This is a genomic window from Streptomyces subrutilus (genome assembly GCF_008704535.1).
Classification (GTDB): domain Bacteria; phylum Actinomycetota; class Actinomycetes; order Streptomycetales; family Streptomycetaceae; genus Streptomyces; species Streptomyces subrutilus.
Window position 1 is genome coordinate 4,941,777 of record NZ_CP023701.1, and the last position, 24,778, is coordinate 4,966,554.

The 24,778-nt window shown below is 72.0% G+C and carries 18 protein-coding genes; 7 read left to right on the forward strand and 11 right to left on the reverse strand.

Going from position 1 to position 24,778, the window contains the following annotated elements; translation table 11 throughout:
* The first annotated feature begins 14 nt into the window (after nucleotides 1–14).
* Complete coding sequence (locus CP968_RS21775; protein ID WP_150519597.1) at nucleotides 15–251, forward strand: hypothetical protein; 237 nt, start codon at nucleotides 15–17, stop codon at nucleotides 249–251.
* Nucleotides 252–371: 120 nt separating this feature from the next.
* Here CP968_RS21775 and CP968_RS21780 read toward each other — a convergent pair whose 3' ends face one another.
* On the reverse strand, nucleotides 372–869 hold the full coding sequence (locus CP968_RS21780) for a MarR family winged helix-turn-helix transcriptional regulator (RefSeq protein ID WP_150519598.1): 498 nt from the start codon (nucleotides 867–869) through the stop codon (nucleotides 372–374).
* Nucleotides 870–1,006: 137 nt separating this feature from the next.
* On the opposite strand from CP968_RS21780, the gene CP968_RS21785 reads away from it, so the two are divergent.
* From CP968_RS21785 to CP968_RS21795, 3 genes are read left to right on the forward strand one after another with little or no spacing between them, the layout of a single operon-like run.
* On the forward strand, nucleotides 1,007–1,939 hold the full coding sequence (locus tag CP968_RS21785) for an EamA family transporter (RefSeq protein ID WP_150519599.1): 933 nt from the start codon (nucleotides 1,007–1,009) through the stop codon (nucleotides 1,937–1,939).
* Between the two features lie 41 nt (nucleotides 1,940–1,980).
* The gene (locus tag CP968_RS21790) at nucleotides 1,981–2,976 is read left to right on the forward strand and encodes a DMT family transporter (protein WP_373304128.1); all 996 of its coding nucleotides are present in this window, start codon (nucleotides 1,981–1,983) and stop codon (nucleotides 2,974–2,976) included.
* Nucleotides 2,977–2,986: 10 nt separating this feature from the next.
* Nucleotides 2,987–3,886 (forward strand): LysR family transcriptional regulator, encoded by a 900-nt coding sequence (locus tag CP968_RS21795; RefSeq protein WP_150519600.1) that lies wholly within the window; start codon nucleotides 2,987–2,989, stop codon nucleotides 3,884–3,886.
* Nucleotides 3,887–3,975: 89 nt separating this feature from the next.
* Here the strand turns inward: CP968_RS21795 and pepN (CP968_RS21800) are convergent, their stop codons facing one another.
* Together pepN (CP968_RS21800) and CP968_RS21805 are read right to left on the reverse strand one after the other, a co-directional pair.
* The gene (gene pepN, locus CP968_RS21800; RefSeq protein WP_150519601.1) at nucleotides 3,976–6,552 is read right to left on the reverse strand and encodes an aminopeptidase N; all 2,577 of its coding nucleotides are present in this window, start codon (nucleotides 6,550–6,552) and stop codon (nucleotides 3,976–3,978) included.
* Between the two features lie 179 nt (nucleotides 6,553–6,731).
* Entirely contained in the window at nucleotides 6,732–7,760 is a 1,029-nt protein-coding gene (locus CP968_RS21805; RefSeq protein ID WP_150519602.1) for an aspartate-semialdehyde dehydrogenase, read from the reverse strand.
* Nucleotides 7,761–8,028: 268 nt separating this feature from the next.
* Here CP968_RS21805 and CP968_RS21810 point away from each other — a divergent pair, with 268 nt between their 5' ends.
* On the forward strand, nucleotides 8,029–9,513 hold the full coding sequence (locus CP968_RS21810) for a M28 family metallopeptidase (RefSeq protein WP_150519603.1): 1,485 nt from the start codon (nucleotides 8,029–8,031) through the stop codon (nucleotides 9,511–9,513).
* Between the two features lie 106 nt (nucleotides 9,514–9,619).
* Here the strand turns inward: CP968_RS21810 and CP968_RS21815 are convergent, their stop codons facing one another.
* The 4 genes from CP968_RS21815 to pepN (CP968_RS21830) all read right to left on the reverse strand — a co-directional run bounded on the left by CP968_RS21815 (nucleotide 9,620) and on the right by pepN (CP968_RS21830) (nucleotide 17,549).
* Nucleotides 9,620–12,943: a S8 family serine peptidase gene (locus CP968_RS21815; protein WP_150519604.1), complete on the reverse strand. Its 3,324-nt coding sequence runs from the start codon at nucleotides 12,941–12,943 to the stop codon at nucleotides 9,620–9,622.
* Between the two features lie 300 nt (nucleotides 12,944–13,243).
* The gene (locus CP968_RS21820; RefSeq protein ID WP_150519605.1) at nucleotides 13,244–13,777 is read right to left on the reverse strand and encodes an ABATE domain-containing protein; all 534 of its coding nucleotides are present in this window, start codon (nucleotides 13,775–13,777) and stop codon (nucleotides 13,244–13,246) included.
* A gap of 80 nt (nucleotides 13,778–13,857) precedes the next feature.
* Nucleotides 13,858–14,820, reverse strand: a complete 963-nt coding sequence (locus CP968_RS21825; RefSeq protein ID WP_150519606.1) for a hypothetical protein — start codon at nucleotides 14,818–14,820, stop codon at nucleotides 13,858–13,860.
* Between the two features lie 161 nt (nucleotides 14,821–14,981).
* Nucleotides 14,982–17,549, reverse strand: coding sequence for an aminopeptidase N (gene pepN, locus CP968_RS21830; protein WP_150519607.1), 2,568 nt, complete (start codon nucleotides 17,547–17,549; stop codon nucleotides 14,982–14,984).
* A gap of 139 nt (nucleotides 17,550–17,688) precedes the next feature.
* On the opposite strand from pepN (CP968_RS21830), the gene CP968_RS21835 reads away from it, so the two are divergent.
* Entirely contained in the window at nucleotides 17,689–18,336 is a 648-nt protein-coding gene (locus tag CP968_RS21835; protein WP_150519608.1) for a mycothiol-dependent nitroreductase Rv2466c family protein, read from the forward strand.
* A 140-nt stretch (nucleotides 18,337–18,476) separates the two neighbouring features.
* Here CP968_RS21835 and CP968_RS21840 read toward each other — a convergent pair whose 3' ends face one another.
* From CP968_RS21840 to CP968_RS21850, 3 genes are all read right to left on the reverse strand, one after another.
* Nucleotides 18,477–19,136: a superoxide dismutase gene (locus tag CP968_RS21840; RefSeq protein ID WP_150519609.1), complete on the reverse strand. Its 660-nt coding sequence runs from the start codon at nucleotides 19,134–19,136 to the stop codon at nucleotides 18,477–18,479.
* A 202-nt stretch (nucleotides 19,137–19,338) separates the two neighbouring features.
* The gene (locus CP968_RS21845) at nucleotides 19,339–20,754 is read right to left on the reverse strand and encodes an amino acid permease (RefSeq protein ID WP_150519610.1); all 1,416 of its coding nucleotides are present in this window, start codon (nucleotides 20,752–20,754) and stop codon (nucleotides 19,339–19,341) included.
* A 112-nt stretch (nucleotides 20,755–20,866) separates the two neighbouring features.
* A complete protein-coding gene (locus CP968_RS21850; protein ID WP_150519611.1) occupies nucleotides 20,867–22,249 on the reverse strand; it encodes an amino acid permease in 1,383 nt (460 codons plus the stop codon).
* A gap of 229 nt (nucleotides 22,250–22,478) precedes the next feature.
* Between CP968_RS21850 and CP968_RS21855 the strand changes: the two genes are divergently transcribed.
* Nucleotides 22,479–23,081, forward strand: coding sequence for a biotin transporter BioY (locus CP968_RS21855; protein WP_150519612.1), 603 nt, complete (start codon nucleotides 22,479–22,481; stop codon nucleotides 23,079–23,081).
* A gap of 79 nt (nucleotides 23,082–23,160) precedes the next feature.
* On the opposite strand, the gene CP968_RS21860 is transcribed toward CP968_RS21855, so the two are convergent.
* Complete coding sequence (locus tag CP968_RS21860; protein ID WP_150519613.1) at nucleotides 23,161–24,627, reverse strand: amino acid permease; 1,467 nt, start codon at nucleotides 24,625–24,627, stop codon at nucleotides 23,161–23,163.
* Nucleotides 24,628–24,778: the final 151 nt, after the last annotated feature.

The window sequence follows — 24,778 nt, forward strand, 5'->3', positions numbered from 1 at the left end:
GCTACGTTTGCACCGTGGACAAGAAGAACGCTCTGCGCGCCGGCGCCGTCACGGCCGGAACGACGCTGATGATGCTGCTGATGACGTCTCCCGCCCTCGCGCTGACCCGCGACGACGGTGACGACCCGGGTCCGGGCCTGAGCATTGGCGAGACGCTCGGCCTGTTCGTGGCCGCGCCGATCGTGCTGTTCCTGGTCATCGCGGGCCTCGTGATGGTCCTCGACAAGTCGCGCAAGCCGCACGAGGGCTGATACCGCCCGACACGGGCCGTCCCGCCGGGGCGGCGCACGGATCGACGTCCGGGGCGCCGGGGGTCCGCACCGCCGACCACGAGTCGGCGCCGGTGCGCACCCCCGGCGCCCCGTCGTGTGTCAGGGCGCGCCCGCCAGCACCTTGCGCAGCAGCCCGCCGAGCACCTCGACCTCCTCGGGCTCCAGCCCCGCCAGGGCCGTGCGCTGGACCTCCAGCCCGGCGACGACGGCCTCGTCGACGAGGGCGAGGCCGCGCTCGGTGAGGGCCACCCGCAGGCCGCGCCGGTCGTGCGGATCGGGGCTGCGGGTGAGCAGCCCGGCCTTCTCCAGCTTGTCCAGGCGCCCGGTCATGCCGCCCGTGGTGAGCATCAGCGTGGCCGACAGCTGGCGCGGCGAGAGCGTGTACGGGGCGCCGGAGCGGCGCAGGGTGCCGATGACGTCGAACTCGCCGCGGGAGAGCCCGTAGCGGCCGTAGGCCCGTTCCATCGCGTCGCCGACGGCCTTGGCCGTCCGGAAGATGCGGCCGAAGACGGCCATGGGGTCGGTGTTCAGTTCCGGTCGTACGGCGTACCACTGCGCGGTGATCGCGTCGACGGCGTCCTTGCTGGCCTCGGTCATGAGCGAAGTATCGGCTTCCGGTTGGTTGTTCGCAAGAAAGTTGCTTGACGGAAAGTAGCTTACGAGTAAGCTACTTGCGAGCGAGCTATTCCGCGCACTCCGCCCTCCTCGCCCCGCTCCCTTAGGAGTCACCTCCCGTGAAGCGTTTCGCGACCGTCGCCCTGACCGCCCTCGCCCCCGTCTCCTGGGGTTCCACCTACGCCGTGGCGACCGAACTCCTGCCGCCCGACCGGCCGCTGTTCACCGGCGTGATGCGCGCCCTGCCCGCGGGCCTGCTCCTGACCGCCCTGGCCCGGACCCTGCCCCGGGGCGCGTGGTGGTGGAAGTCCGCGGTCCTCGGCACCCTCAACATCGGCGCCTTCTTCCCGCTGCTGTTCCTCTCCGCCTACCGGCTGCCCGGCGGGGTCGCGGCGGTGCTCGGCGCCGCCGGACCGCTCTTCGTCGTCGGGCTGGCCGCCCTCCTCCTCGGAGAGCGGGCGAGCCTGCGCACCGTGCTGGCCGCGGTCGTGGGCGCCTTCGGCGTCAGCATGGTGGTGCTCACCGCCGAGGCCCGGCTCGACCTCGTCGGCGTGGTCGCCGGCGTGGTCTCCTCCGCCTCCATGGCCTCCGGCACCGTCATGACCAAGCGCTGGGGCCGCCCCGAGGGCGTCGGTCCGCTGGCCGTGACCGGTTGGCAGCTCACCGCCGGCGGACTGGTCATCATCCCCGTCGCCGCCCTGGTCGAGGGCGCCCCGCCGGCCCTGGACGGCAACGCGCTCCTCGGCTACGGCTACATGATGCTGATCAACACCGGCATCGCGTACTGGCTCTGGTTCCGCGGCATGGGGCAGCTCACCGCCACCTCGGTCACCCTCCTCGGCCCGCTCTCCCCGCTCAGCGCGGCCGTCATCGGCTGGGCGGTCCTCGGGCAGGCGCTGACGCCCGTGCAGCTGCTCGGGATGGCGATCGCCTTCGGGGCCACGGTGGCCGGCCAGCTGGCAGCGGCCCGGGCCGCCAAAACGTTCAGTTCTACTGAAAAGACCGATCGAAACATTTCGATGGACCTGACTGATGGTGCGGTGCGACGGTAGGGCCACGCCCTAACCGCACCGTCCCGAGGAGGAGACACCCAGTGGCCGTCACGGACCGCGCCCGTACCGTTTCACAGGCCGAGCAGGCCAAGGCCGAGCAGATCGAGCAGGCCGAGCAGATCGAGCAGGCCGAACAGAGCGGCACCGGCCCGGCCCCCGGAGGGAAGGCCGGCGCCGGGCTGGGCGCCGGACTGCTCCTCGCCCTGCTCGCGACGGTCGTCTGGTCCGGCAGCTTCGTCGCCACCCGCGGGATGGCCGGTACCGTCCCGCCGGTCCAGGCCGTGTTCTGGCGCTGGATCATCGCCCTGGTCGCCGTCGCCCCCTTCGCGGCCCGCCAGGCCTGGCACCAACGGGCCCTGATCCGCCGACACTTCCGCTACATCGCCGTCGCCACGCTGTTCGGCGTCACCCTCTACAACACGCTCGTGCACCAGGCCGGACTGACCACCTCCGCCTCCAACATGGGCATGATCATGGCGGCCTCGCCCGTCATCATGGCGCTCTACGCCCGCCTCGGCGGCGAACGGCTCGGCGCCCGCCGCACCTTCGGCATGCTGCTCGCCGCCTTCGGGGTGCTGCTGCTGGTCGGCGACGGCTCCATCGGCTTCCACTTCGGCGCCGGCGACCTGTGGATGTTCGCCGCCGCCCTCTCCTTCGCCACGTACAGCGCCCTGCTCAAGCGCAAGCCCGCCGAGCTCGGCGGACTGGCCTTCCTGATCACCACCTTCGCGCTCGGTGCGCTGATGCTGGCCCCCGCCTACGCCGTCTCCCTCGCCGTCCAGGGCGGGTTCCGCGCGAGCACCGGCTCGGTCGGCATGCTGCTGTACGTCGGCGTCCTCTCCTCGGCCGTCGCCTTCTTCGCCTGGAACAAGGCCATCTCCCTGATCGGCGCCGCCCGCGCCGGGGTCGTCTACTACCTCCAGCCGGTGTGCGTGGCCGGTCTCGGCTTCCTGCTGCTGGGCGAACACACCGGACCGGCCCAGCTGCTGTGCATGGCGCTGATCCTGGGAGGCGTCGGGCTCGGTGCCCGCCGGTAGGTTCGAGCCCATGATCGAGTGGGACATCAAGAAGCTGCGGATCCTGCGGACCCTGGCCGAACAGGGGACCGTGACCAAGGCGGCCGAGGCGTTGCACATGACGCCCTCGGCCGTTTCGCAGCAGCTGACCAACCTCGCGCGCCAACTGGGGGTGACGCTGCTGGAGGCCCAGGGCCGGCGCGTGCGGCTCACCGACGCCGCGCACCTGGTCCTGCGGCACGCCGAAGCGGTCTTCGCGGAGCTGGAGCGGGCCGACGCGGAACTGGCCGGCTACCTCGCCGGGGACGCGGGAGAGGTGCGCATCGGCGCCTTCTCCACCGCCGTGCCGGCTCTGGTGGTCCCCGCCGTGGCCGCGCTGCGCGACGCCCACCCCGGGGTGGTGGTGCGGGTCCGCGAGACGGAGGCCGCCGAGTCCTACGAGCTGCTGTCCGCCGGGGTCGTGGACCTGGCGCTGTCGCTGGCGGCCCACGCGCCGACCGAACGCGACGCCCGCTTCACCCGGCTGACCCTCCTGGAGGACCCGCTGGACGTGGCGCTGCCCCCGGGGCACCCACTGGCGGACGCGCCGGACCTGCGGCTCGCGGACCTGTCCCGGGACCCGTGGATCTACGGGGGCAGCGGCCCCTGGTCCGAGATCACCCGCAGCGCGTGCGAGGCGGCGGGCTTCGTCCCCGAGCAGGCGCACTCGGCGTCCGGCTGGACGGCGATCCTCGCCATGGTCGGCGCCGGGATGGGCGTGGCCCTGGTCCCCCGGATGGTGTCGAGCCGCGCCTCGGGTCCCGTCGTCCGCGTCCTGACCCGGGACCGCCCGACCCGGCAGGTCGTGGCGGCGGTGCGCCGCGGCGCCGAGGCGGCCCCGGCGGTGTCCCACGTCCTCGCGGCGCTCAGGTCGGCCGCCCGCCAACCGTGACCGCCCTCCCGGCCCCCGCCGTCGGGGCGGGGCGGAGCCCGCCGGCGGCGGGCCGGGACGTACCCGGCCCGCCCCCGTCGGGGTGGTGGTCAGACCCGGGCCGCGGCCGCGTCGGCCGCCTGGGCGCGCAGGGCGCGCTCGACGCCCGCGCGGGACTCCGACACCAGACGGCGCAGGGCCGCGTTCGGCTCGGCCGAGGCCAGCCAGGCGTCCGTCGCGTCCAGGGTCTCCTGCGAGACCTGGAGGGCCGGGTACAGGCCCACCGCCACCTGCTGGGCGATCTCGTGGCTGCGCGTCTCCCAGACCTCCTTGACCGCCGCGAAGTACCGCGCGGTGTACGGGGCCAGCAGCTCGCGCTGGTCGGTCTGGACGAACCCGCCGATCACCGCCTCCTGCACCGCGTTCGGCAGGTCGCCGGAGTCCACCACCGAGGCCCACGCCGCGGCCTTGGCCTCCGCCGTCGGGCGCGCCGCCCGCGCGGTCGCCGCGTGCCGCTCGCCGGCCGCCGTGGCGTCCCGCTCCAGTTCCGCCGCGACGGCCGCGTCGTCGGCGACGCCGGTGGCGACCAGCCGCTCCAGGAACGCCCACCGCAGCTCGGTGTCGACGGCCAGCCCCTCGATCCGCGCGGAACCGTCCAGCAGCGCCGACAGGTACGCCAGCTGCTCCTCGGTGCGGGCCGTGGCGGAGAACGCCCGCGCCCACGCCAGCTGGTGGTCGCCGCCCGGCTCGGCCGCCCGCAGGTGCTCCAGGGCGGCGCCGGTCCAGGTGGCCAGCCCCTCCTCGCGCCACGCCGGGTCGGCGTACAGGTCGACGGCCAGCTTGACCTGCCGGTGCAGGGACTGCACGACGCCGATGTCGGACTCCTTGCCGATCCCGGAGAGGACCAGTGCCAGGTAGTCGCGGGTGGCGAGCTCGCCGTCGCGGGTCATGTCCCAGGCCGAGGCCCAGCACAGGGCGCGCGGCAGCGACTCGGTGAAGTCGCCCAGGTGCGCGGTCACGTTCGCCAGGGAGACCTCGTCGAGGCGGACCTTCGCGTACGACAGGTCGTCGTCGTTGAGCAGCACCACGGTCGGCCGGGCGCGGCCCACGAGCTGCGGCACCGCCGTCAGCTCCCCGTCGATGTCCAGCTCGATCCGGTCGGTGCGCACGAGGCGGCCGCCGCGGAGCTCGTACAGGCCGATGGCGATGCGGTGCGGGCGCAGGGTCGGCTCGCCCTTGGCGCCGGCGGGCAGGGCCGGGGCCTCCTGGCGGACCGCGAAGGCGGTGATGGCGCCCTGCTCGTCCGTCTCGATCTCCGGACGCAGGACGTTGATGCCGGCCGTCTCCAACCACGCCTTCGACCAGGAGGCCAGGTCGCGGCCCGAGGTCTGCTCCAGGAAGCCGAGCAGGTCGGAGAGGCGGGTGTTGCCGAAGGCGTGCGCCTTGAAGTAGGCCTGCACGCCCTGGAAGAAGGCGTCCGTGCCGACGTACGCCACGAGCTGCTTGAGCACCGAGGCGCCCTTGGCGTACGTGATGCCGTCGAAGTTGACCAGGACGTCGTCCAGGTCGCGGATGTCCGCCATGATCGGGTGCGTGGAGGGCAGCTGGTCCTGCCGGTACGCCCACGTCTTCATGGAGTTGGCGAAGGTGGTCCACGCGTGCGGCCACTTCGAGCCCTCGGCGTCCGCCTGGCAGGCGATCGAGGTGTAGGTGGCGAACGACTCGTTCAGCCACAGGTCGTTCCACCACTCCATGGTGACGAGGTCGCCGAACCACATGTGGGCGAGCTCGTGCAGGATGGTCTCGGCGCGCACCTCGTACGCCGCGTCCGTCACCTTCGAGCGGAAGACGTACTGGTCGCGGATGGTGACCGCGCCCGCGTTCTCCATCGCGCCGGCGTTGAACTCCGGGACGAAGAGCTGGTCGTACTTGGCGAACGGGTAGGCGTAGTCGAACTTCTCCTGGAACCAGTCGAAGCCCTGCCGCGTCACGTCGAAGATCGCGTCGGCGTCGAGGAACTCGGCGAGCGAGGGACGGCAGTAGATGCCGAGCGGCACGGACTGCCCGTCCTTGCCCTCGTACGAGCTGTGCACCGCGTGGTACGGGCCCACGATCAGCGCGGTGATGTACGAGGAGATCCGCGGGGTCGGCTCGAAGGCCCACACCCGGTCCGCCGGCTGCGGCGTCGGCGAGTTCGAGATGACCGTCCAGCCCTCGGGCGCGGTCACGGTGAACCGGAACGTCGCCTTCAGGTCGGGCTGCTCGAAGCTGGCGAAGACGCGCCGCGCGTCCGGCACCTCGAACTGGGTGTACAGGTATGCCTGCTGGTCGACCGGGTCGACGAAGCGGTGCAGGCCCTCGCCGGTGTTGGTGTACGCGCAGTCCGCGACGACGCGGAGCTCGTTGTCCCCCGCCGCCAGGTGCGCCAGCGCGATCCGCGAGTCCCGGAAGACGGCGGCGACGTCGAGCGAGCGGCCGTTGAGGACGACCTCGTGCACGGCCGGGGCGACCAGGTCGATGAAGGTCTCGGCCCCGGCCTCCGCCGACTGGAAGCGCACGGTGGTCACGGACGGGTAGGTGCCCCCGTCCTGCGCGCCGCTGAGATCGAGTTCGATCTCGTAGGAGTCGACGGTGAGCAGCTTTGCCCGCTGCTGAGCCTCTTCACGGGTGAGATTCGTGCCTGGCACGCGTTCATCTCCTTCGATGGTGACGTTCCGGCCCATCCTTCCACGCGCACCGGGCCACCGCTTCGGAGTAATCCACGGGCGAACACCCCGCCCGGCCGCACCCCCTCCCCGGCCCCCGCGGACGTGCGGAGGGCGGGCGCCGACGGCGCCCGCCCTCGCCCTCCCGCCGGTCCGCCGGGTCAGCCGCGCAGCTCCTCGGCCACCAGCTCGGCGATCTGCACCGCGTTCAGCGCCGCGCCCTTGCGCAGGTTGTCGTTGGACACGAACAGCGCCAGGCCGTTCTCCGCCGTCTCGTCCGCGCGGATGCGGCCGACGTACGAGGCGTCCTTGCCGGCGGCCTGCAGCGGGGTGGGGATCTCCGAGAGCTCGACGCCGGGTGCGTCCTTCAGCAGCTCGTAGGCGCGCTCGACGCTGATCGGGCGCGCGAAGCGGGCGTTGACCTGGAGGGAGTGGCCGGAGAAGACCGGCACGCGCACGCAGGTGCCGGAGACCTTGAGCTCCGGGATCTCCAGGATCTTGCGGGACTCGTTGCGGAGCTTCTGCTCCTCGTCGGTCTCGAAGGAGCCGTCGTCCACGAGCGAACCCGCGAGGGGCAGCACGTTGAAGGCGATGGGCCGCTTGTAGACGCCCGGCTCGGGGAAGTCGACGCCCGCGCCGTCGTGCACCAGCGCGGTGGCCGCGTCGGCCACGGCCCTGACCTGGCCGTCGAGCTCGGCGACGCCCGCCAGGCCCGAGCCGGACACGGCCTGGTAGGTGGTGGCGACCAGCGCGGTCAGTCCCGCCTCGTCGTGCAGCGGGCGGAGCACGGGCATCGCGGCCATGGTGGTGCAGTTCGGGTTCGCGATGATGCCCTTGGGACGGTCCTTGATCGCGTGCGGGTTGACCTCCGAGACCACCAGGGGCACCTCCGGGTCGCGGCGCCAGGCCGAGGAGTTGTCGATCACGACCGCGCCCTGGGCGGCGACCTTCTCGGCGAGGGCCTTGGAGGTGGCGCCGCCCGCGGAGAAGAGCACGATGTCCAGACCGGAGTAGTCCGCCGTGGAGGCGTCCTCGATGGTGATCTCCCGGCCCTCCCACGCGAGGGTGGAGCCCGCGGAGCGGGCCGACGCGAACAGCCGCAGCTCGTCCACCGGGAACTTCCGCTCGGCGAGGATGCCGCGCATGACTCCGCCGACCTGTCCGGTGGCTCCGACGATTCCGACCCTCACGGTGACTCCTTCGATACGTACGACGCGGGCGCGCGTGGAGCCATCATGCGTTCGACCCCACGAGCCTTGTCCAATCCATTGTCCGAGGAACGGACGGTGTCTGGAATGTGAACCCGTGTGACGACTCCGTGGCGGGCCCGTTGCGCGCCCCTCGAAGGTCCGTTTTGCCTGGTCGGAGCCGGTTAGCGTCCGGTCGGTCGTGACCGCTATCCGGACACGGCCGACCGCAGGACGACCGTCCGACCCATCCGACCCGGGGAGATCCACCGTGCCCGCCACCCGCCACCGCCGCCGCTCCATACCGGCCCTCGCCGCCCTCGCGGCGGCCGCCGTCGCCGCGCCCCTGCTGCTCGCCGCCGCCCCGGCGCAGGCCCACGGGCAGCGCGAGGGCCGGCTCGCCCGGGAGCTGGTGGAGGAGGTCACCGCCCGCGGCGCCTACCGGCACCTGGCCAGGTTCCAGCAGATCGCCGACGCCAACGGCGGCAACCGCGCCGCCGGCACGCCGGGCCACGCCGCCTCCGCCGCTTACGTCCACGACACCCTGAAGAAGGCCGGGTACGCGGTCTCCTACCAGGACTTCGACATCTACGAGGCGCACACCAGGACCGAGCGGACCACCGTCCTCGGCGCGAGCGGCCGCGAGCTGGCCACCGCCGCCTTCACCTTCACCCCGTCCACCCCGGCCGGCGGCCTCACCGCCCCGCTCGCCCTCGCCCGGGTCGACGAGACCCCCGGCTGCTCCGCCGACGACTACGCGTCCGACACCTTCACCGGGAAGATCGCCCTGGTCAAGCGCGGCTCCTGCACCTTCGCGGAGAAGCAGAAGGCCGCCGCGCAGGCGGGGGCCGCCGGTGTCATCGTCTACAACCACAGCGGCACCACCCCGGTGCGCGGCGGCTTCTCCTCCCCGTCCGAGGGGCTCGTCCCGAGCGCGGGCATCACCCTGGCCGACGGCGAGGCGCTCGCGGCGGCCGCCGCCGCGGGCGAGGTCCGGGTGCGCCTGGACCTGGACCAGGAGCACGTGAAGAAGACCACCCGCAACGTGGTCGCCGAGACCCGCGGCGGCCGCGCGGACCGCGTCGTGACGGTCGGCGCCCACCTGGACTCGGTCCCCGAGGGCCCGGGGATCAACGACAACGGCTCCGGCTCGGCCGGACTGCTGGAGGTGGCGCTGAAGCTCGCCGACGAGGGCGCGAACAAGAAGGGCAGGGGGCCCGCCAACAAGGTGCGCTTCGCCTGGTGGTCGGCGGAGGAGCTGGGCCTGCTGGGCTCCGAGCACTACGTGGCGCAGCTGTCCGAGAAGCAGAAGAAGGACATCGCGCTCTACCTGAACTTCGACATGATCGCCTCGCCCAACCCGGTGCAGTTCGTCTACGACGGCGACGACTCGGACACGACGGGCGAGGGCGCGGGCCCGGCGGGCTCCGACCGGATCGAGGCCCTGATCAACGGCTTCCTCGACGCGCGGCGCACGCCGCACGAGGGCAGCGACTTCGACGGCCGCTCCGACTACGGCCCGTTCATCGCGAACGGCATCCCGGCCGGCGGCACCTTCACCGGAGCCGAGGGCGTCAAGACCGCCGAACAGGCCGCGCGCCACGGCGGCACGGCCGGAGCCCCGTACGACCCGAACTACCACGGGGCGGGCGACACCCTGAAGAACGTGGACCTGAAGGCCTTCGACACCAACCTGGACGTGATCGCCCACACGGTCGGGACGTACGCGCAGTCGCTGCGGTCGCTCGGCAGGTAGCCGGCCCGGGGAAACCACGGGCCGGGGGAGCCCGAGGGGGGAAAAGCCCGGAGGGGCGGTGCTCGTGCGAGCGCCGCCCCTCCGGTGTCCTGCCGGCCCTACCGGGTCACGGGAGGACCTTCTCGATCTGCACGCTGCCGGTGCCGGCGGCGGTGCCGCGGGCGTTGAGCAGCTGGACCTGGCCGAAGAACTGCCGGCCCTCGGGGGCCGCGCTGTTGACCAGGACGTTCGCCGAAACCTGCGCGGTGGCGCCGTTGGCGAGGTTCACCGCGGCGTTCTCGTCGACCTGGACCGAGCCCAGTCCGGCCGAGAAGTACACGTCGCGGTAGTCGTACGTGGTGGAGCCGGACGGGATCGCGTAGCCCAGCACCTGGATGGTGTAGGTGCCCGCGGCCGGGTTGACCAGGCTCACGGCCTCCTCGGAGTCGCCGTCGGCGGAGGTGCCGACCTTGACGCCGTCCTTGTACACGTCCAGGTCGAGGTCGGCGCCCGTGTCGGACGTCTTGCCGATCGCGATGTCGAGACGGGAGACGCCCGCGCCGATCGTGACCTCGCTGGTCTGGGTCTGACCGGTGGTGATGGTCGGCTTGGCGACCTTCGCGGAGCCGAGCGGGCCGCCCTTGAGCTTGCCGCCCGAGATGGCCGCCGCGTCGTTCTTGACGGTCCACTGGACCGGCGCCGGGGTGCCCTGCTTGACCTCGGGCAGGACCTTGACCGCGGGGTCGAAGGCCGCGCCGAGCACGGAGACGTCCAGCTTGTACGGGTTGTCGAGCAGCGGCGACGTACGGCGCGACTCGACCTCGATCTCCCAGACGCCCGGCTGCGGGTCCGCGTAGGAGCGCAGGTCGGGGCGGCAGGTGTTCGCCGGGTTGTTGTAGTTCGGGTAGCACTGCGTCGTCGCGCTGTCCTCGACGCCCAGGCCGTACGGGTGGATCGAGATGAAGCGGGTCTGGCTGCCCGGCTTCAGACCGCCGAGGGCGACCTCAAGGGTCTTGGCGCCCTGCGGGACGGTGACGAAGTACGACTTGTGGCTGTTGCGCTGCACCGAGGAGGTGTCGGACAGCGTGAAGGACGGCTTCGCCAGCGGGGTCGCGGCGACGACCGTCGCGAGGACCTGCTTGTCGATGCCCTCGGTGGTCTCGTCGTCCAGCTGCAGGATGCCGCTGTGCACGCCGGCCGACGTGGCCTTGGCCTCGACCTTGATGGTGACGGGCTTGTTCAGCGGCAGGGTGACGTAGTCGTAGCCGCCGACGACCTTGAAGGTGCCGTCGTTGTTGCGCCAGCTCAGGTCGTGCCGCGTGCCGTACTTGACGCCCGTGGTGCGGGTGACGACGACGTCGTAGACCTTCTTCTGGCCGACCTTGAGGCCGCCCTCGCGGTCGTAGAGGCCGGTGCCGAAGCCCGGGGTCTTCAGGAACTGGTCGATCGCGGTGTCGACCGGGGCCTTGACGGCGAACTCGTTGGCCTTGGCGCCGCGCTGGATGGACTCCCACGCGCCGATGACGTCGATCAGACCGGAGCCCTGGGCGTGGGCCGGGACGTCGGCGATCTTCTTCGCGGTGCTGGTGAGGGCCACGCGCAGGCCCGCCGGGTCCAGCTTGACGTTGTTCTGCTTCGCGGCCGAGATCAGCAGGGCGCTGGCGCCCGCCGCCTGCGGTGAGGACATCGAGGTGCCCTGGAGCATGCCGTAGCCGGCCGGCAGGGTGTATCCGGCCTCGGCCACGGGCGCGCCCGGCAGCCAGGTCTGGATGGTGTTGATAGCCGCACCGGGGGCGGTGATGGTCGGCGTGAACCCGCCGTCCTCACGCGGACCGCGCGAGGAGAAGGGGAACATGTTGTACTTCTTGCTGACCTCGGAGCCGTAGTTGGCGGCCCAGGTGTCCTTCGAGACCGCGGCGCCCACGGAGATGACCTTGTCCGCGAGACCGGGGTCGCCGATGGTGTTGACGCCGGGGCCCTCGTTGCCCGCCGAGATGACGAGCTGGACGCCGTAGGTGTCGATGAGGTTCTTGTAGAGCTCCGAGCGCGCGTTGTTGCCGTCGTTCAGCGCGGGGAGGCCGCCGATGGACATGTTGACGATGTCCACGCCGCGGTTGACGACGAGGTCGATCATGCCCTCGGTCAGCGCGATGTTGGTGCAGCCGCCGCTCCAGCTGCAGGCGCGCGAGGAGACGAGCTTGGCGCCGGGCGCCTCGCCGTTCATCTTGCCGCCGAAGAGGCTGTTCGCGGCGGTGATGCCGGCGACGTGCGTGCCGTGCTCGGACTCGATGATGCCGACGTTGACGAAGTCGGCCTTCTTGCCGATCCAGTCACCGCCCAGCGGGTCCATCGGGACGTCCTTGCGGATCTCGATCACGAACGGGATGCGCTCGGCGACCTCGGTCGCCGGGTTGTCCGTGCCGAAGTAGCCGATCTGGTAGCCGTCCTTGTACGGCTTCATCGGCTCGTTGTTCGTGAAGTCGCCGTCCTGGTCGGTGTCGACGCGGACGGTGCCGGCGGCGACGTCGTAGAGCAGGCCGAACCGGTCGGTGGTGTCCCCGTCCCGGTTGACGTCGCCCTTCATGTCGCCCGTGGCGGTGATCGACTCGCTGAAGCGGCTCCACTGGAAGGTGCCCTCGGGGGCCTTCCAGCTCTGGCCGCCCGCGGTGAAGGTGCCGCCGGTGGAGGTGACCGGGGTGATCTGGGCGCGCCAGGTCGCGTCGTTGTCCGTGATCGGGTCGGTCGCCGTGACCCAGTCGACGATCTTGCGCTCGCCGGTGGTGGTCTTCTGGAGCGCCGGGTGGCCGAGGTCGACGCCGGAGTCCATGATGCCGATGGTCACGCCGCGGCCGTCGGCCTTCGGGTTCTGCTTGACGAAGTCCACCGCACCGGTCTCGAAGGACGGGTTGTACGGGTTCTTCGCCGGGGTGTTCTTGTCCGGCGCCGCGTAGGTCTTGGCCGCGGTCTTCTTGGCGGCGGAGGGCTCGCTGCCCGCGTCGGGGCGCGGGTCCGGCAGCTGGATCTCGTGCCGCAGGTCGATGCCGTGCACGGAGGACAGCTTGGCGGCGGCCTTCAGCGCGGCGTCGGCCTTGCCGGTGGGCAGGGTGGCGCGGACGTAGCCGAGGTCGTCGTACGTCCGGCCCACCGAGGCGCCCTGGACGGCGTCGAGCTGGTCGGCCACCTGCTTGGTCTGGCCGGGCGCCGTGGCGACCATGACGGTGACGGTCGCGTCACCCTTGGCCTTGGCCTCCTGCAGCAGCTCCGCGTCGGCGGAACCGAGCTTCTCCTCGGCGGACTTCACCGGCGGGGTGGCACGGGGGCCGTCCGCGGTGCCCGCCGCGAAGGCGGGCATGGCTCCGGTCGCGCAGAGCGCGGCCACGAGGCCCGCGGCGGCCGCGACACGGGCCACGCGTCTGGCCCCGGATATGGAGCTGGGGGATTCGAGGGTCATCAGCATCCCTGGTATGTGGAAGATACGGTCCGGATTTCGGTGCCGGATGACCGGTCAGCTTTGCGCACGTGACCGCTCTTTGGGGAGTCTTGTCACTGACCGAGACCTGCCGTGGCGGACTCCCGCCAGCGCGGGGTATGCGCCAGCCGGGCCGTATCCGGGCGTACCGGTGCGAACCACAGGGGCTGGAGAGTAGATTTGTAGACTTCCTGACCTCACGTCAGGGAGGGAGGGCGGTCACGCGGCGCTCGGGGTGTGACAGATTCCGTCCGCGCAGCGCTCGCGCGTGCGCGCGTAGTGTCAGATCACTTTCGGTCGGTCGGTGCAGGCGGCCGTCGCGCACCGGCGCCGGGTGCCCTCGCCGGTCGCGTCCCACCACCGCAGCGCGCAGCCCCCGGCGGCGCAGGTGCGGATGCGGCCGACCGCCGCGCCCAGCAGCTCCAGGTAGCCGTGCGCGGCCGTCCAGGCGGGACCCCAGGCGGGATCGGCGAACTCGGCGCGCTCGCCTGGGCCTTCGGCGTCCAGGGTGACGCGGATGCGGCCGTGCTCCAGGACGGCGTCGACCAGGGCGCGCGCACCCGCGTCGGCGGGAGCGGCCACCGCCCGCTCCAGGGCCGCGCGCGCGGTCATCAGGTGCACGAGGGTCGGGGCGTCGGCGCGGAACCGGTCGGCGAGGCCGGCGCCGCGCAGCCAGACGGCGAGCCCTTCGACCCGGCTCAGCCCGGCCGCGCCCGCGAAGAGGTCCCGGGGTGCTCCGTCCTCGGTCCAGCGGGTGTTCAGCAGGTCGAGGGCGACCGGCTCCCCGGTCAGGGGTCGTGGGTCCGCCGCCGTCATGACCTGCCGTCCTTCTCCGCCTCGCTGGTCCTTCGAGGGTACGGGACCGCGCCGGCGCACCGGCGCGGGCCGCCGGCCGGTCACCGGGGGAGGACCACCAGGTAGGCGGCGGGCTCCTGGTCGGCGGCGGCCGTCAGGGCGGTGCGGACCACGGCGGCCTGCTGTTCGGGCCAGTCGCGCAGCTTGCGCGGGGTGACGTGCAGGACGGTCACCCCGAGCCGCTCCAGGACCTCCCGCTTGCGGGCCCCCTCGGACCACTCCTCGTCCCCGCCCCGGCGCGGGCCGCGGGTGTCGATCTCCAGGGCCACGGCCTGCTCCGGCCAGAAGGCGTCGACCCCGCCCAGGTGCGGGCCGCCGGGCAGCCGCAGGTCCACGTTCCAGACGGGTTCGGGGAGCTCGAAGCCCCGGACGAGCCGGTAGAGCCGGTCCTCGGCGAGGGCGCGTCCCTCGGCCAGCAGCGACTCCACCGCGTCGACCACGTGCGGCCGGTTCAGCAGCCGGCCCACCGTGAGCTCCCGCACCACGGCCGCCGGTTCGCAGTGTCCGCCGCTGACGGCCTCGCCGAGCAGCCGCCGTACCGTACCGGCGTCCGAGAGCCGGGCCACGGCGTCCGCGACGGCCCGCGCGACCGGCGCCACCGGGAGGCCGGTGACCTCCTGCGGCCGGGGCGGGGTGTGGGCGCGCACGAAGCGCACGTCCCCGGTGGACCGCAGCCGGCGGGTGGCCGGCACGAGCACGTCGATCTGCGGGACGGAGGGCAGCGCGGGCGCGGAGGCGAACCGGTACAGCGCCAGCGCCGCCAGCCCGGTGATCATGGCCCCGTCGGCGCCGCGCCGGCCGGCGTACAGCAGCGCGGCGTGCAGCCGCTCCTCGCTGGTCGCGGGCCCGGAGTGGAGCAGGAACACCCCGGGCAGCACCTGCTGCCAGGGCCGCTCCGCGGCGTCGGAGGCGCAGACGCCGTGCTCGCGCAGCTGGGCGAGGGTCAGCACGCGGGGGCGGCTGCCGGTGAGGTGGGCGAGGGGGAGGGGCGCGTTCTGGTTCATGACGCTGAGGTTCCCTCAGGCCATGGCCTCGATAACCCGTGTTACAAGCTCGTCGACAAATCCGGACAAGACAGGGCTAAAGTACGGGCGTTCGACTGCCGATGAGGGGTCCGGCCGACCGGTCGGGGGTGCGGGGGCGCCGGCCCCCGCACCCCCGCGCGTCAGACGGCGTCCGGGGCCGCCGCCGCGTCGCACCGCTGGGCGCGCAGCGCGCGGGCCAGGTCGTCACGGGACTCCAGGACCAGCCGCCGCAGGGCCGGCGGAGCCGCCGGGTGGGCCTCCAGCCAGGCGTCCGTCGCGTCCACCGTGGCCTGTCCGTCCCGCAGCGAGGGGTACAGCCCCTTCACCACGTCCATCGCGATCTGGATCGACCGCTGCGCCCACACCCGCTCGATCACCTCGAAGTACCGCCCGGCGTACCCGTCCAGCAGCTCGCGCTGCGACGGCTGCTGCATGCCCGCGATCGTCGCCTCGACCAGCGCGTTCGACAGCGCGTCGGATTCCACCACCGCCGCCCACGCCTGGTCCTTGACCGCCGCCGACGGGCGCGCCGCCAGGCAGCGCACCTGGTGCCGCTTGCCCGAGGCCGTGTCGTCCCGGGCCAGTTCGGCGTCGAGCGCCGCCTCGTCCACCGCGCCGTGCGCGGCCAGCGGCAGCAGGAAGTCCCAGCGCAGCTCCTGGTCCACGTCCAGCCCGTCGATCCGGGCCGAACCGTCCAGCAGCCCCAGCAGCAGCCGGAAGTCGCTCTCGGTCGCCGCGCTCGCCGCGAAGAAGCGGGCCCACGTCAGCTGGTGCTCCGAGCCAGGCTCGGCCAGCCGCAGCTCGTGCAGCGCGCCCGCGGCCAGCTCGCGGCCGCCCTGCTCGCGCCAGTCGGGCGCCGCGTAGTGGGTGACGGCCGTCAGGGTCTGCGCGTGCAGCATCTGCAGCACGCCGACGTCCGTCTCCCGGCCCGCGTGCGCCAGGACCAGCGAGACGAAGTCGCGCGCCGGCATCAGGCCGTCCCGCGTGAGGTTCCACAGCGCCGACCAGCTCAGCGCCCGCGCCAGCGGGTCCGTGAGGTCGCCGAGGTGGCCGCGCAGGGTGGCCAGCGAGGTCTCGTCGAAGCGGATCTTGCAGTAGGTGAGGTCCTCGTCGTTGACCAGGATCAGGTCGGGCCGCTCCAGCCCGGCCAGCTCCGCCACCACCGTCCGGGCGCCCGCCACGTCCACCCCGGCCCGCGCGTACCGCGCCAGGGTGCCGTCCGGAACCTGCCGGTACAGGCCGACCGCGACCCGGTGCGGGCGCAGCTCGTCCCCCTCCTGCACCACCGCCAGCTCGGTCAGGCGGCCGCCGGCGTCGTACGTCACCACCGGCGTCAGCGCGTTCACGCCGGCCGTCTGCAGCCAGGCCCGCGACCACTCGGCCATGTCCCGCCCGGAGACCTCGGCGAGCACCGACAGCAGGTCGTCCAGGGTGGTGTTCCCGTACGCGTTCGCCTTGAAGTAGCGCCGCGCGCCCTCCAGGAACGCCTCCCGCCCCACGTAGGCGACGAGCTGCTTGAGCACGGCCGCGCCCTTGGCGTACGTGATCCCGTCGAAGTTCAGCTTCGCGGCCTCCAGGTCGCGGATGTCGGCCGTGATCGGGTGCGTGGACGGCAGCTGGTCGGCGCGGTAGGCCCACGCCTTGCGGCTGTTGGCGAAGGTGACCCAGGCCTGGTCGAAGCGGGTGGCCTCGACGAGCCCGAAGGAGCCCATGAAGTCCGCGAAGGACTCCTTCAGCCACAGGTCGTCCCACCACTTCATGGTGACCAGGTCGCCGAACCACATGTGGGCCATCTCGTGCAGGATCACGTTCGCCCGGCGCTCGTACGAGGCCTGCGTGACCTTCCCGCGGAAGATGTACTCCTCGCGGAAGGTCACCATCCCCGGGTTCTCCATCGCGCCCAGGTTGTACTCCGGCACGAAGGCCTGGTCGTACTTCCCGAAGGGGTAGGGGTAGTCGAAGATCTCGTGGAACAGGTCGAAGCCCTGCTTCGTCACGAGGAACACGTCGTCCGCGTCGAAGTGCCTGGCCAGGCCCTTGCGGCAGAGGGCGCCCAGCGGGATCGTCAGGTCCCCGCGCGTGTAGGTGTCGGTCACGTAGTGGTACGGGCCCGCGACCACGCAGGTGATGTAGGTGGAGATCGGGGCGGTCTCGGCGAACCTGCGCACCGCGCCGTCCCGCGACTCCTCCGCGCCGTTGCTCCACACCTGCCAGCCCTCGGGCGCGGCCACCTCGAAGCGGTAGGGGGCCTTCAGGTCCGGCTGCTCGAAGTTGGCGTACACGCGCCGGGCGTCCGCCGGCTCGTACTGGGTGTAGAGGTAGACCTCGCCGTCCTCCGGGTCCACGAAGCGGTGCATGCCCTCGCCCGTCCGGCTGTACGCGCAGTTCGCGTCCACCACCAGGACGTTCTCGGCGGCGAGCCCGTCGAGCGCGATCCGCGACCCGTCGAAGACGGCGGCGGTGTCGAGGGCCTGCCCGTTGAGGGTGACCGCGTTCACCGAGGGGGCGATCAGGTCCGCGAAGGTGGCGGCGCCCGGGGTCGCGGCCCGGAAGCGGATCGTGGTCACCGAGCGGAAGGTCCGGGGACCCTCGGCCGGCTCGGCCTCGTCCACCGCGGACCGCAGGTCGAGGACGACCTCGTACCCGTCGACGGACAGCAGCTCGGCCCGTCCTCGGGCCTCGTCGCGGGACAGATTCTCTCCGGGCACCCTGCACTCCTTCGTGCGTGATCGCGTTCTTCCCGTGAATCCTCGCACGGGGGAATGTGCGCGCCCCCGGCCTGGTTGCCGACGGAGAACGACGCGGAACACGGTCCCCGTGACGCCCTTGTCCGAGTTGAGGAGAGACATGACCGACACCCAGGATCGCGAGAAGACCCCGGTCGACTTCTGGTTCGACCCGCTGTGCCCCTGGGCCTGGATGACCTCGCGCTGGATGGTCGAGGTCGAGCAGGTCCGCGACGTCGAGGTCCGCTGGCACGTCATGAGCCTGGCCGTCCTCAACGAGAACAAGCTCGACGAGCTGCCCGAGACCTACCGCGAGCTGCTCGGCCCCAAGGGCTGGGCCCCGGTCCGCGTGGTCGTGGCGGCCCAGCAGAAGCACGGCGAGGAGATCACCGGCAAGCTCTACACCGCCCTCGGCACCAAGATCCACAATGAGGGCCGCGGCCCGACCCGCGAGGTCATCGCCGACGCCCTGGCCGAGGTCGGCCTGCCGGCCGAACTGCTCGCGTACGCGGACTCCGACGAGTACGACGAGGTGCTGCGCGCGTCCCACAACGACGGCATCGACCGGGTGGGCCAGGAGGTCGGCACGCCGGTGATCTCCGTCCCCGGCGCCGACGGCGCAGAGGTGGCCTTCTTCGGCCCGGTCGTCACCCCGGCCCCGCGCGGCGAGGCCGCGGCCCGACTGTGGGACGGCACCCTGCTCGTCGCCTCCACCCCGGGCTTCTACGAGATCAAGCGCACCCGCACCCAGGGCCCCTCCTTCGAGTAGCCCGCCGCACCGGGGGACCGGCCCGGCACCGTGCGCAGAAGGCCCCCGTGAGTCATGTCCTCACGGGGGCCTTCTGGTGGACACGCCCGCCGGTGAAGGGTGAGAAGACGATCACGAGGCGGACGGGCGGGTGGTGCCGATCAGGCCGTGCCGGCCGGGATCAGCAGCGGGGTGTTCGCCTTGGCGTCGGCGTAGCGCTTGGCCACGTCCTGCCAGTTGACGACGTTCCACATGGCCTCGATGAAGTCCACCTTCTGGTTCTTGTACTGCAGGTAGAAGGCGTGCTCCCAGGCGTCGAACACCAGGACCGGCACGGAGGCCTGGCCCACGTTGCCCTGGTGGTCGTAGACCTGCTCGACGATGAGGCGGCCGCTGATGGGCTCGTACGCGAGGACGCCCCAGCCGGAGCCCTGCGTCGCGGAGGCGGCGAAGGTCAGCTGCTTCTTGAAGGCGGCGAAGGAGCCGAAGGACTCGGTGATCGCGGCCGGGAGGTCGCCCAGGCCGTCCTTCTCGTCCGGCACGCCGCCGCCGTCGCCGGTCTTGGGGCTGGCCATGTTGTGCCAGTAGATGCTGTGCAGGATGTGGCCGGAGAGGTGGAACGCGAGGTTCTTCTCCAGGCCGTTGAGCGCGCCCCAGTTCTCCTTGTCGCGCGCCTCCTCCAGCTGCTCCAGCGTGTTGTTGGCGCCCGTCACGTACGCCGCGTGGTGCTTGTCGTGGTGCAGCTCGATGATCTGCGGGTTGATCACCGGCTCCAGCGCCGAGTACTCGTACGGAAGCTCAGGAAGCGTGTAAATGGCCATGCGTGTATCCGGTCCCCTCAGCGTGCCAACCGCTTATTGCAATCAATGCGCAACTGCACGCTAGCAGTATCTATTCCGAGCCACGAGTAAGGCTTGCCTGGCCTGGCCGTCGCCCGGAAACGCCGGAGGCCGGGCCCGTGCGGTCGCACGGGCCCGGCCCCTGACGTGCCGTCCTGCGGGGGTGTCGCGCCGGACGGAGGTCCTACGCCGCCGCGCGGGCGGCCGCCCGGCGCTGCATCGCGTAGCCGGTGGCGGCGAGGGCGAGCGTCAGCCCGCCGGTGAAGAACACCTGCACCCGGGTGTCCTCGCCCAGCGCCATCAGCACCAGCACCCCGGCCACCGCGGCCAGCGCCACCCAGGTCAGGTACGGGAAGCCCCACATGCGCACGCCGAGCAGCCCGGGGGCCTCGCGCTCGGTCCGGCGGCGCAGCACGAACTGCGAGACGGCGATGAAGCCCCAGACGATGAGGATGACCCCGCCGACCATGTTCAGCAGCCAGGCGAACAGCGTGTCCGGGTACCAGTAGGACAGCAGCACGGTGACGAAGCCGAAGCCGGAGGAGGCGAGCACCGCGCGGCGCGGCACCCGGCCGGTGACCCTGCCCAGGGCCTTGGGGCCCTGGCCGCGGGAGACGAGGGAGTACGCCATCCGGGAGGAGCCGTAGATGTTCGCGTTCATCGCGGAGAGCAGCGCGATCAGGATGACCACGTTCATGATCTCGCCGGCCGCGGGGATGCCCAGGCGGTCCAGGGTGGCCGCGTACGGGCCGTCCGCCGTCACAGCCGGGTCGTTCCACGGCAGCAGGGTGACGATGACCAGCATGGAGCCGACGTAGACGATCGCGATCCGCCACATGGTGGTGCGCACGGCCTTGGCCACGCCCTTGACCGGGTTCTCGGATTCGGCGGCCGCGATGGTCACCGTCTCCAGGCCGCCGTACGCGACCACCGAGGCCAGCAGGCCGACCAGCAGGCCGTCCATGCCGTTGGGCAGGAAGCCGCCGTCGTGCAGCAGGTTCGCGGCGCCGGGGGAGCCGGTGCCGGGCAGCAGGCCCAGCACGGCCAGGACGCCCAGACCCAGGAAGAGGCCGATCGCGCCGATCTTGAGGGCGGAGAACCAGAACTCGAACTCGCCGAAGTTCGACACCGCCGCCAGGTTGGAGCCGCAGAAGACGGCCATGAACACCAGCACCCACATCCACGAAGGGGTGCCCGGGAACCAGCCGGTCATGATGTGCGCCGCGCCGATGGCCTCGATGGCCACGCCCACGCACAGCAGCGTCCAGAACATCCAGCCGGCCGTGAACCCGGCCCACGGGCCGATCGCCCGCTCCGCGTGCACGGAGAAGGAACCGGAGGCGGGGTTGGCGGCCGACATCTCGCCGAGCATCCGCATCACGAACATCACGAGCAGCCCGGACGCGGCGTACGCGAGCACGATCGAGGGGCCCGCGGCCGCGATGCCGGCACCGGAGCCGACGAAGAGGCCGGCGCCGATGACACCGCCGAGGGCGATCATCGAGAGGTGGCGCTGCTTGAGTCCGTTGCCGAGCGGGGAACCGGCGTCCGCCTGCGGCGGAGCCTGCTGCTCGGAGGGGGTGAGGGTGCTCTGGCTCATGCCACCAGTCTGCCGACCGTCCGATAATCGGACGGTCGCTGTCCATCATCCGGACGCCGCCTTCACCGGCCGTGACGCCCCTCCTACGAGGCGCGGCCCGCGGCGGCCGCGGTCAGGCGGCCCGGCGCGCGCGGATCTCGCGCACCCACGCCACCCCCAGCACCAGGGCGGCCGCCCCCGTCGACCACAGCAGCTGCGGCCGGGCGGAGTCGTCGAACAGCATCAGCACCAGCACCGCCGCCATGCCCGCCAGCGCGGCCCACGTCAGGTAGGGGAAGCACCACATCGGCAGGGTCAGCCGCTCCGGCATGTCGCGCTCGATGATGCGGCGCAGCTTCAGCTGCGAGACCGCGATCAGCGCCCACACGAACAGCAGCACCGCCCCGACCGCGTTCAGCATGTAGAGGAAGATCGTGTCCGGCCACAGCAGGTTCAGCACCACCGAGACGAAGCCGAAGGCCACCGAGGCGAAGACCGCCCGGCGCGGCACCCCGCCGCCCGAGACCTTCAGCAGCCCCCGGGGCGCCTCGCCCCGCTCGGCCAGCGAGAACACGATGCGCGAGGACCCGTACAGGTTGGCGTTGAGCGCCGACAGCAGTGCCACGAAGACCACGATGTTCATGATCTGGCCGGCCGCCGGGATGCCGATGGAGTCGAGGACGGCCACGTACGGGCTCTGGCCCGGCTCCAGCGAGTCCCACGGCAGCAGGGTCACGATGACCAGCATCGAGCCGACGTAGAAGAAGAGGATGCGCCACACCGCGCTGCGCACGGCGCGGGCCACCGACCGGGCCGGGTCGTCCGACTCGGCGGCCGCGATCGTGACGACCTCCAGGCCGCCGAAGGCGAAGACGACCGCCAGCATGCCCGCGACGACCCCGCCGAGCCCGGCCGGGAAGAAGCCGCCCTGGCCGGTCAGGTTGGTCAGGCCCACCGGGTCGGTGTCCGGGAGCAGGCCGAAGATCGCCAGGGTGCCCAGGACCAGGAACAGCACGATCGCGCCGACCTTGAGCGCGGCGAACCAGAACTCGAACTCGCCGAAGTTCTTCACGGCGGCCAGGTTGCTGGCGGTGAAGACCACCATGAAGATCAGCACCCACACCCACTGGTCCACGGACGGGACCCAGCCGTTCGCGATCTTCGCGGCGCCGGTGGCCTCCACGGCGAGCACCACGACCAGCAGGAACCAGTAGAGCCAGCCCGCGGAGAAGCCCGCCCAGCGGCCGAGCGCCCGCTCCGCGTACACGGAGAAGGAGCCCGAGGCGGGCATCGCGGCGGACATCTCGCCCAGGGCCCGCATCACCAGCATCGCGAGGACGCCCGCGAGCAGGTACGAGCAGATGATCGCGGGACCGGCGACGGCGATGCCCGCGCCGGAGCCGACGAAGAGCCCGGCACCGATCACGCCGCCGAGGCCCAGCATGGTCAGGTGGCGCTGCTTGAGCCCGTGGCTCAGGGGTTCCGCTGCGAGTTCAGGCAGGGGTGCTTGTGACATCTCGACAGTGTCTCCGAGTGGGGAGCGGCGACGCAAAACGGATTTGCCCTACTTGTCGCAGGGGTGATCCGCATCACTTCGGGCGCGGTGGTTACCAGTTGGTAGAGCGTTTTTGTGAACTCCCCACCACGGCGGGGAGCGTTGCTTTGTGCCGCGCGACGGTGGGGCCGGGGCGGCCCCGGGACTAACGTCACGGTGTCCCGTCCCGCCACGCACCCACGGAGCCCCGATGAGCACCGCATCCGTCGCCACCGCCTCGTCCGCCGCCTTCCGGCCCGGCGCCGTCCTCGCCGACCTGCTGCCCGCGAGCCGGGTGCGCGACATCGCGCTCGTCGCCGGCGGAGCCGCCCTCACCGGGATCGCCGCGCAGATAGCCGTTCCGGTCCCCGGCTCCCCGGTGCCGGTCACCGGCCAGACCTTCGCCGCGCTGCTCGTGGGCACCGCCTTCGGCGCCCGCCGCGGCTTCCTGTCCCTCGCGCTGTACGCCCTCGTGGGCATGGCCGGGGTGCCGTGGTTCGCGAACGGCACGTCCGGGGCGGGCGGCGCCTCCTTCGGCTACGTGCTCGGCATGCTGCTGGCCGCCACCCTGGTCGGCGCCCTCGCCCGGCACGGCGCCGACCGGTCGGTCCTGCGCACCGCGGGCACGATGGTGCTCGGCTCGGCCGTGATCTACGCGGTGGGCGTGCCCTACCTGATGGCCGCGACCGGCATGTCACTCACCGCCGCCGTCGCCGCGGGCCTGACCCCGTTCCTCGTCGGGGACGCGCTCAAGGCCGCCCTCGCGATGGGCCTGCTGCCGGCCGCCTGGAAGCTGGCCGGCCGCCGCGGCTGAACCGCACCCGCCCGTGACGCGGCAGCCCCGGACCGCCGATCGCGGTCCGGGGCTGCCGCGTCGCACGGGGAGCCGCTCCCTAGCCGCGGACCTCGGCCGGGCCGGCGGCCTCGGCGCGCTCGGCGGCCTTGCGGCGGCGGTCGCGGAACACGCCGGCGGCCACCACCAGGGCCGCCACCAGCACCGACAGCGAGACGACCTCGCGGTTGGCGTCGTCGAAGAACATGTAGCCCAGGACCAGGACGATCATCGCGGCCGTGGCCCAGGTCAGGTACGGGAAGAACCACATCTTCACGGTGACCTTCTCGGGGGCCTCGCGCATCAGGATGCCGCGCATCCGCAGCTGCGTCAGGCAGATCACCAGCCACACGAAGAGCGCGATGGCACCCGAGGAGTTCAGCAGGAAGTTGAAGACCGTGTCCTTGAACGCGTAGTTGAAGTAGACGGCCACGAAGCCGAAGACCACCGAGCCCAGGATCGCGGCGACCGGCACGCCCCGCTTGCCGACCCGGGCGAACGCCTTCGGGGCGTCCCCGCGCTCACCGAGCGAGAAGGCCATGCGGGAGGCCGTGTAGAGGCCGGAGTTCAGACAGGACAGCACGGCGGTCAGGATGATGACCTCCATGATCGTGCCGGCGTTCGCGATGCCGATCGAGTCCAGGGCGGCGACGTACGAGCCCTTCTCGGTGATCGAGGGGTCGTTCCACGGCAGCAGCGTCAGCACGATGAAGATCGAGCCCAGGTAGAAGATGCCGATGCGCCAGATCACCGAGTTGGTGGCCTTGGTGACCGCGCGGCGCGGGTCCTTGGACTCGCCGGCGGCCAGCGTGACGATCTCGCTGCCCATGAAGGAGAAGACGACCATCAGCACGCCGGTGAGGATCGAGCCGAAGCCGTTCGGCATGAACCCGCCGGTGTCGGTCAGGTGGGCGAAGCCCGCCCCCGGGTTGTCGGAGCCCGGCAGCAGGCCGAAGACGGCCAGCAGGCCGACGATCACGAACGCGCCGATGGCGACGACCTTGATGCCGGCGAACCAGAACTCGAACTCGCCGTACGAGGCGACCGAGCCGAGGTTGGTGACGGTCAGCACCGCCATCACGATCAGCGCCCAGGCCCACTGCGGGACCGCCGGGATCCAGCTTTCGAGGATGGCCGCACCGGCGGTGGCCTCGACCGCCAGCACCACGACCCAGAAGAACCAGTACAGCCAGCCGATGGAGAAGCCGGCCCAGCGGCCGAGGGCGCGGTCGGCGTATGCGGAGAAGGAGCCCGAATTCGGGCTGGCGGCCGCCATCTCGCCGAGCATCCGCATCACGAAGACCACCATCGCGCCGACCAGCGCGTAGGAGACCAGGATGGCGGGGCCGGCCTTGGCGATGCCGCCGCCGGAGCCGACGAACAGGCCGGCGCCGATCACGCCGCCGATGGCGATCATGGACAGGTGACGGTTCTTGAGGCCGGCCTTCAGACCGTCTGACGGCTGCGCGCCCCCGGGTTCACCGGTGGGGTCGCCGCCTGCCTTCTGCAGGGTCGTCGTGGAACTCATGGACGGATCCTTAGGTTCTCGGGTTGCGAGCCCCGGCATTCAAACCTGAGAGGAACGCAGGACGGAAGACCTCAATCCGGATCGTTGCGTGGGGACGAACGTCCAGGACCTTGGTCCTGCCGTGTCCCATCTGCGTTCTTTGGGTTTACTT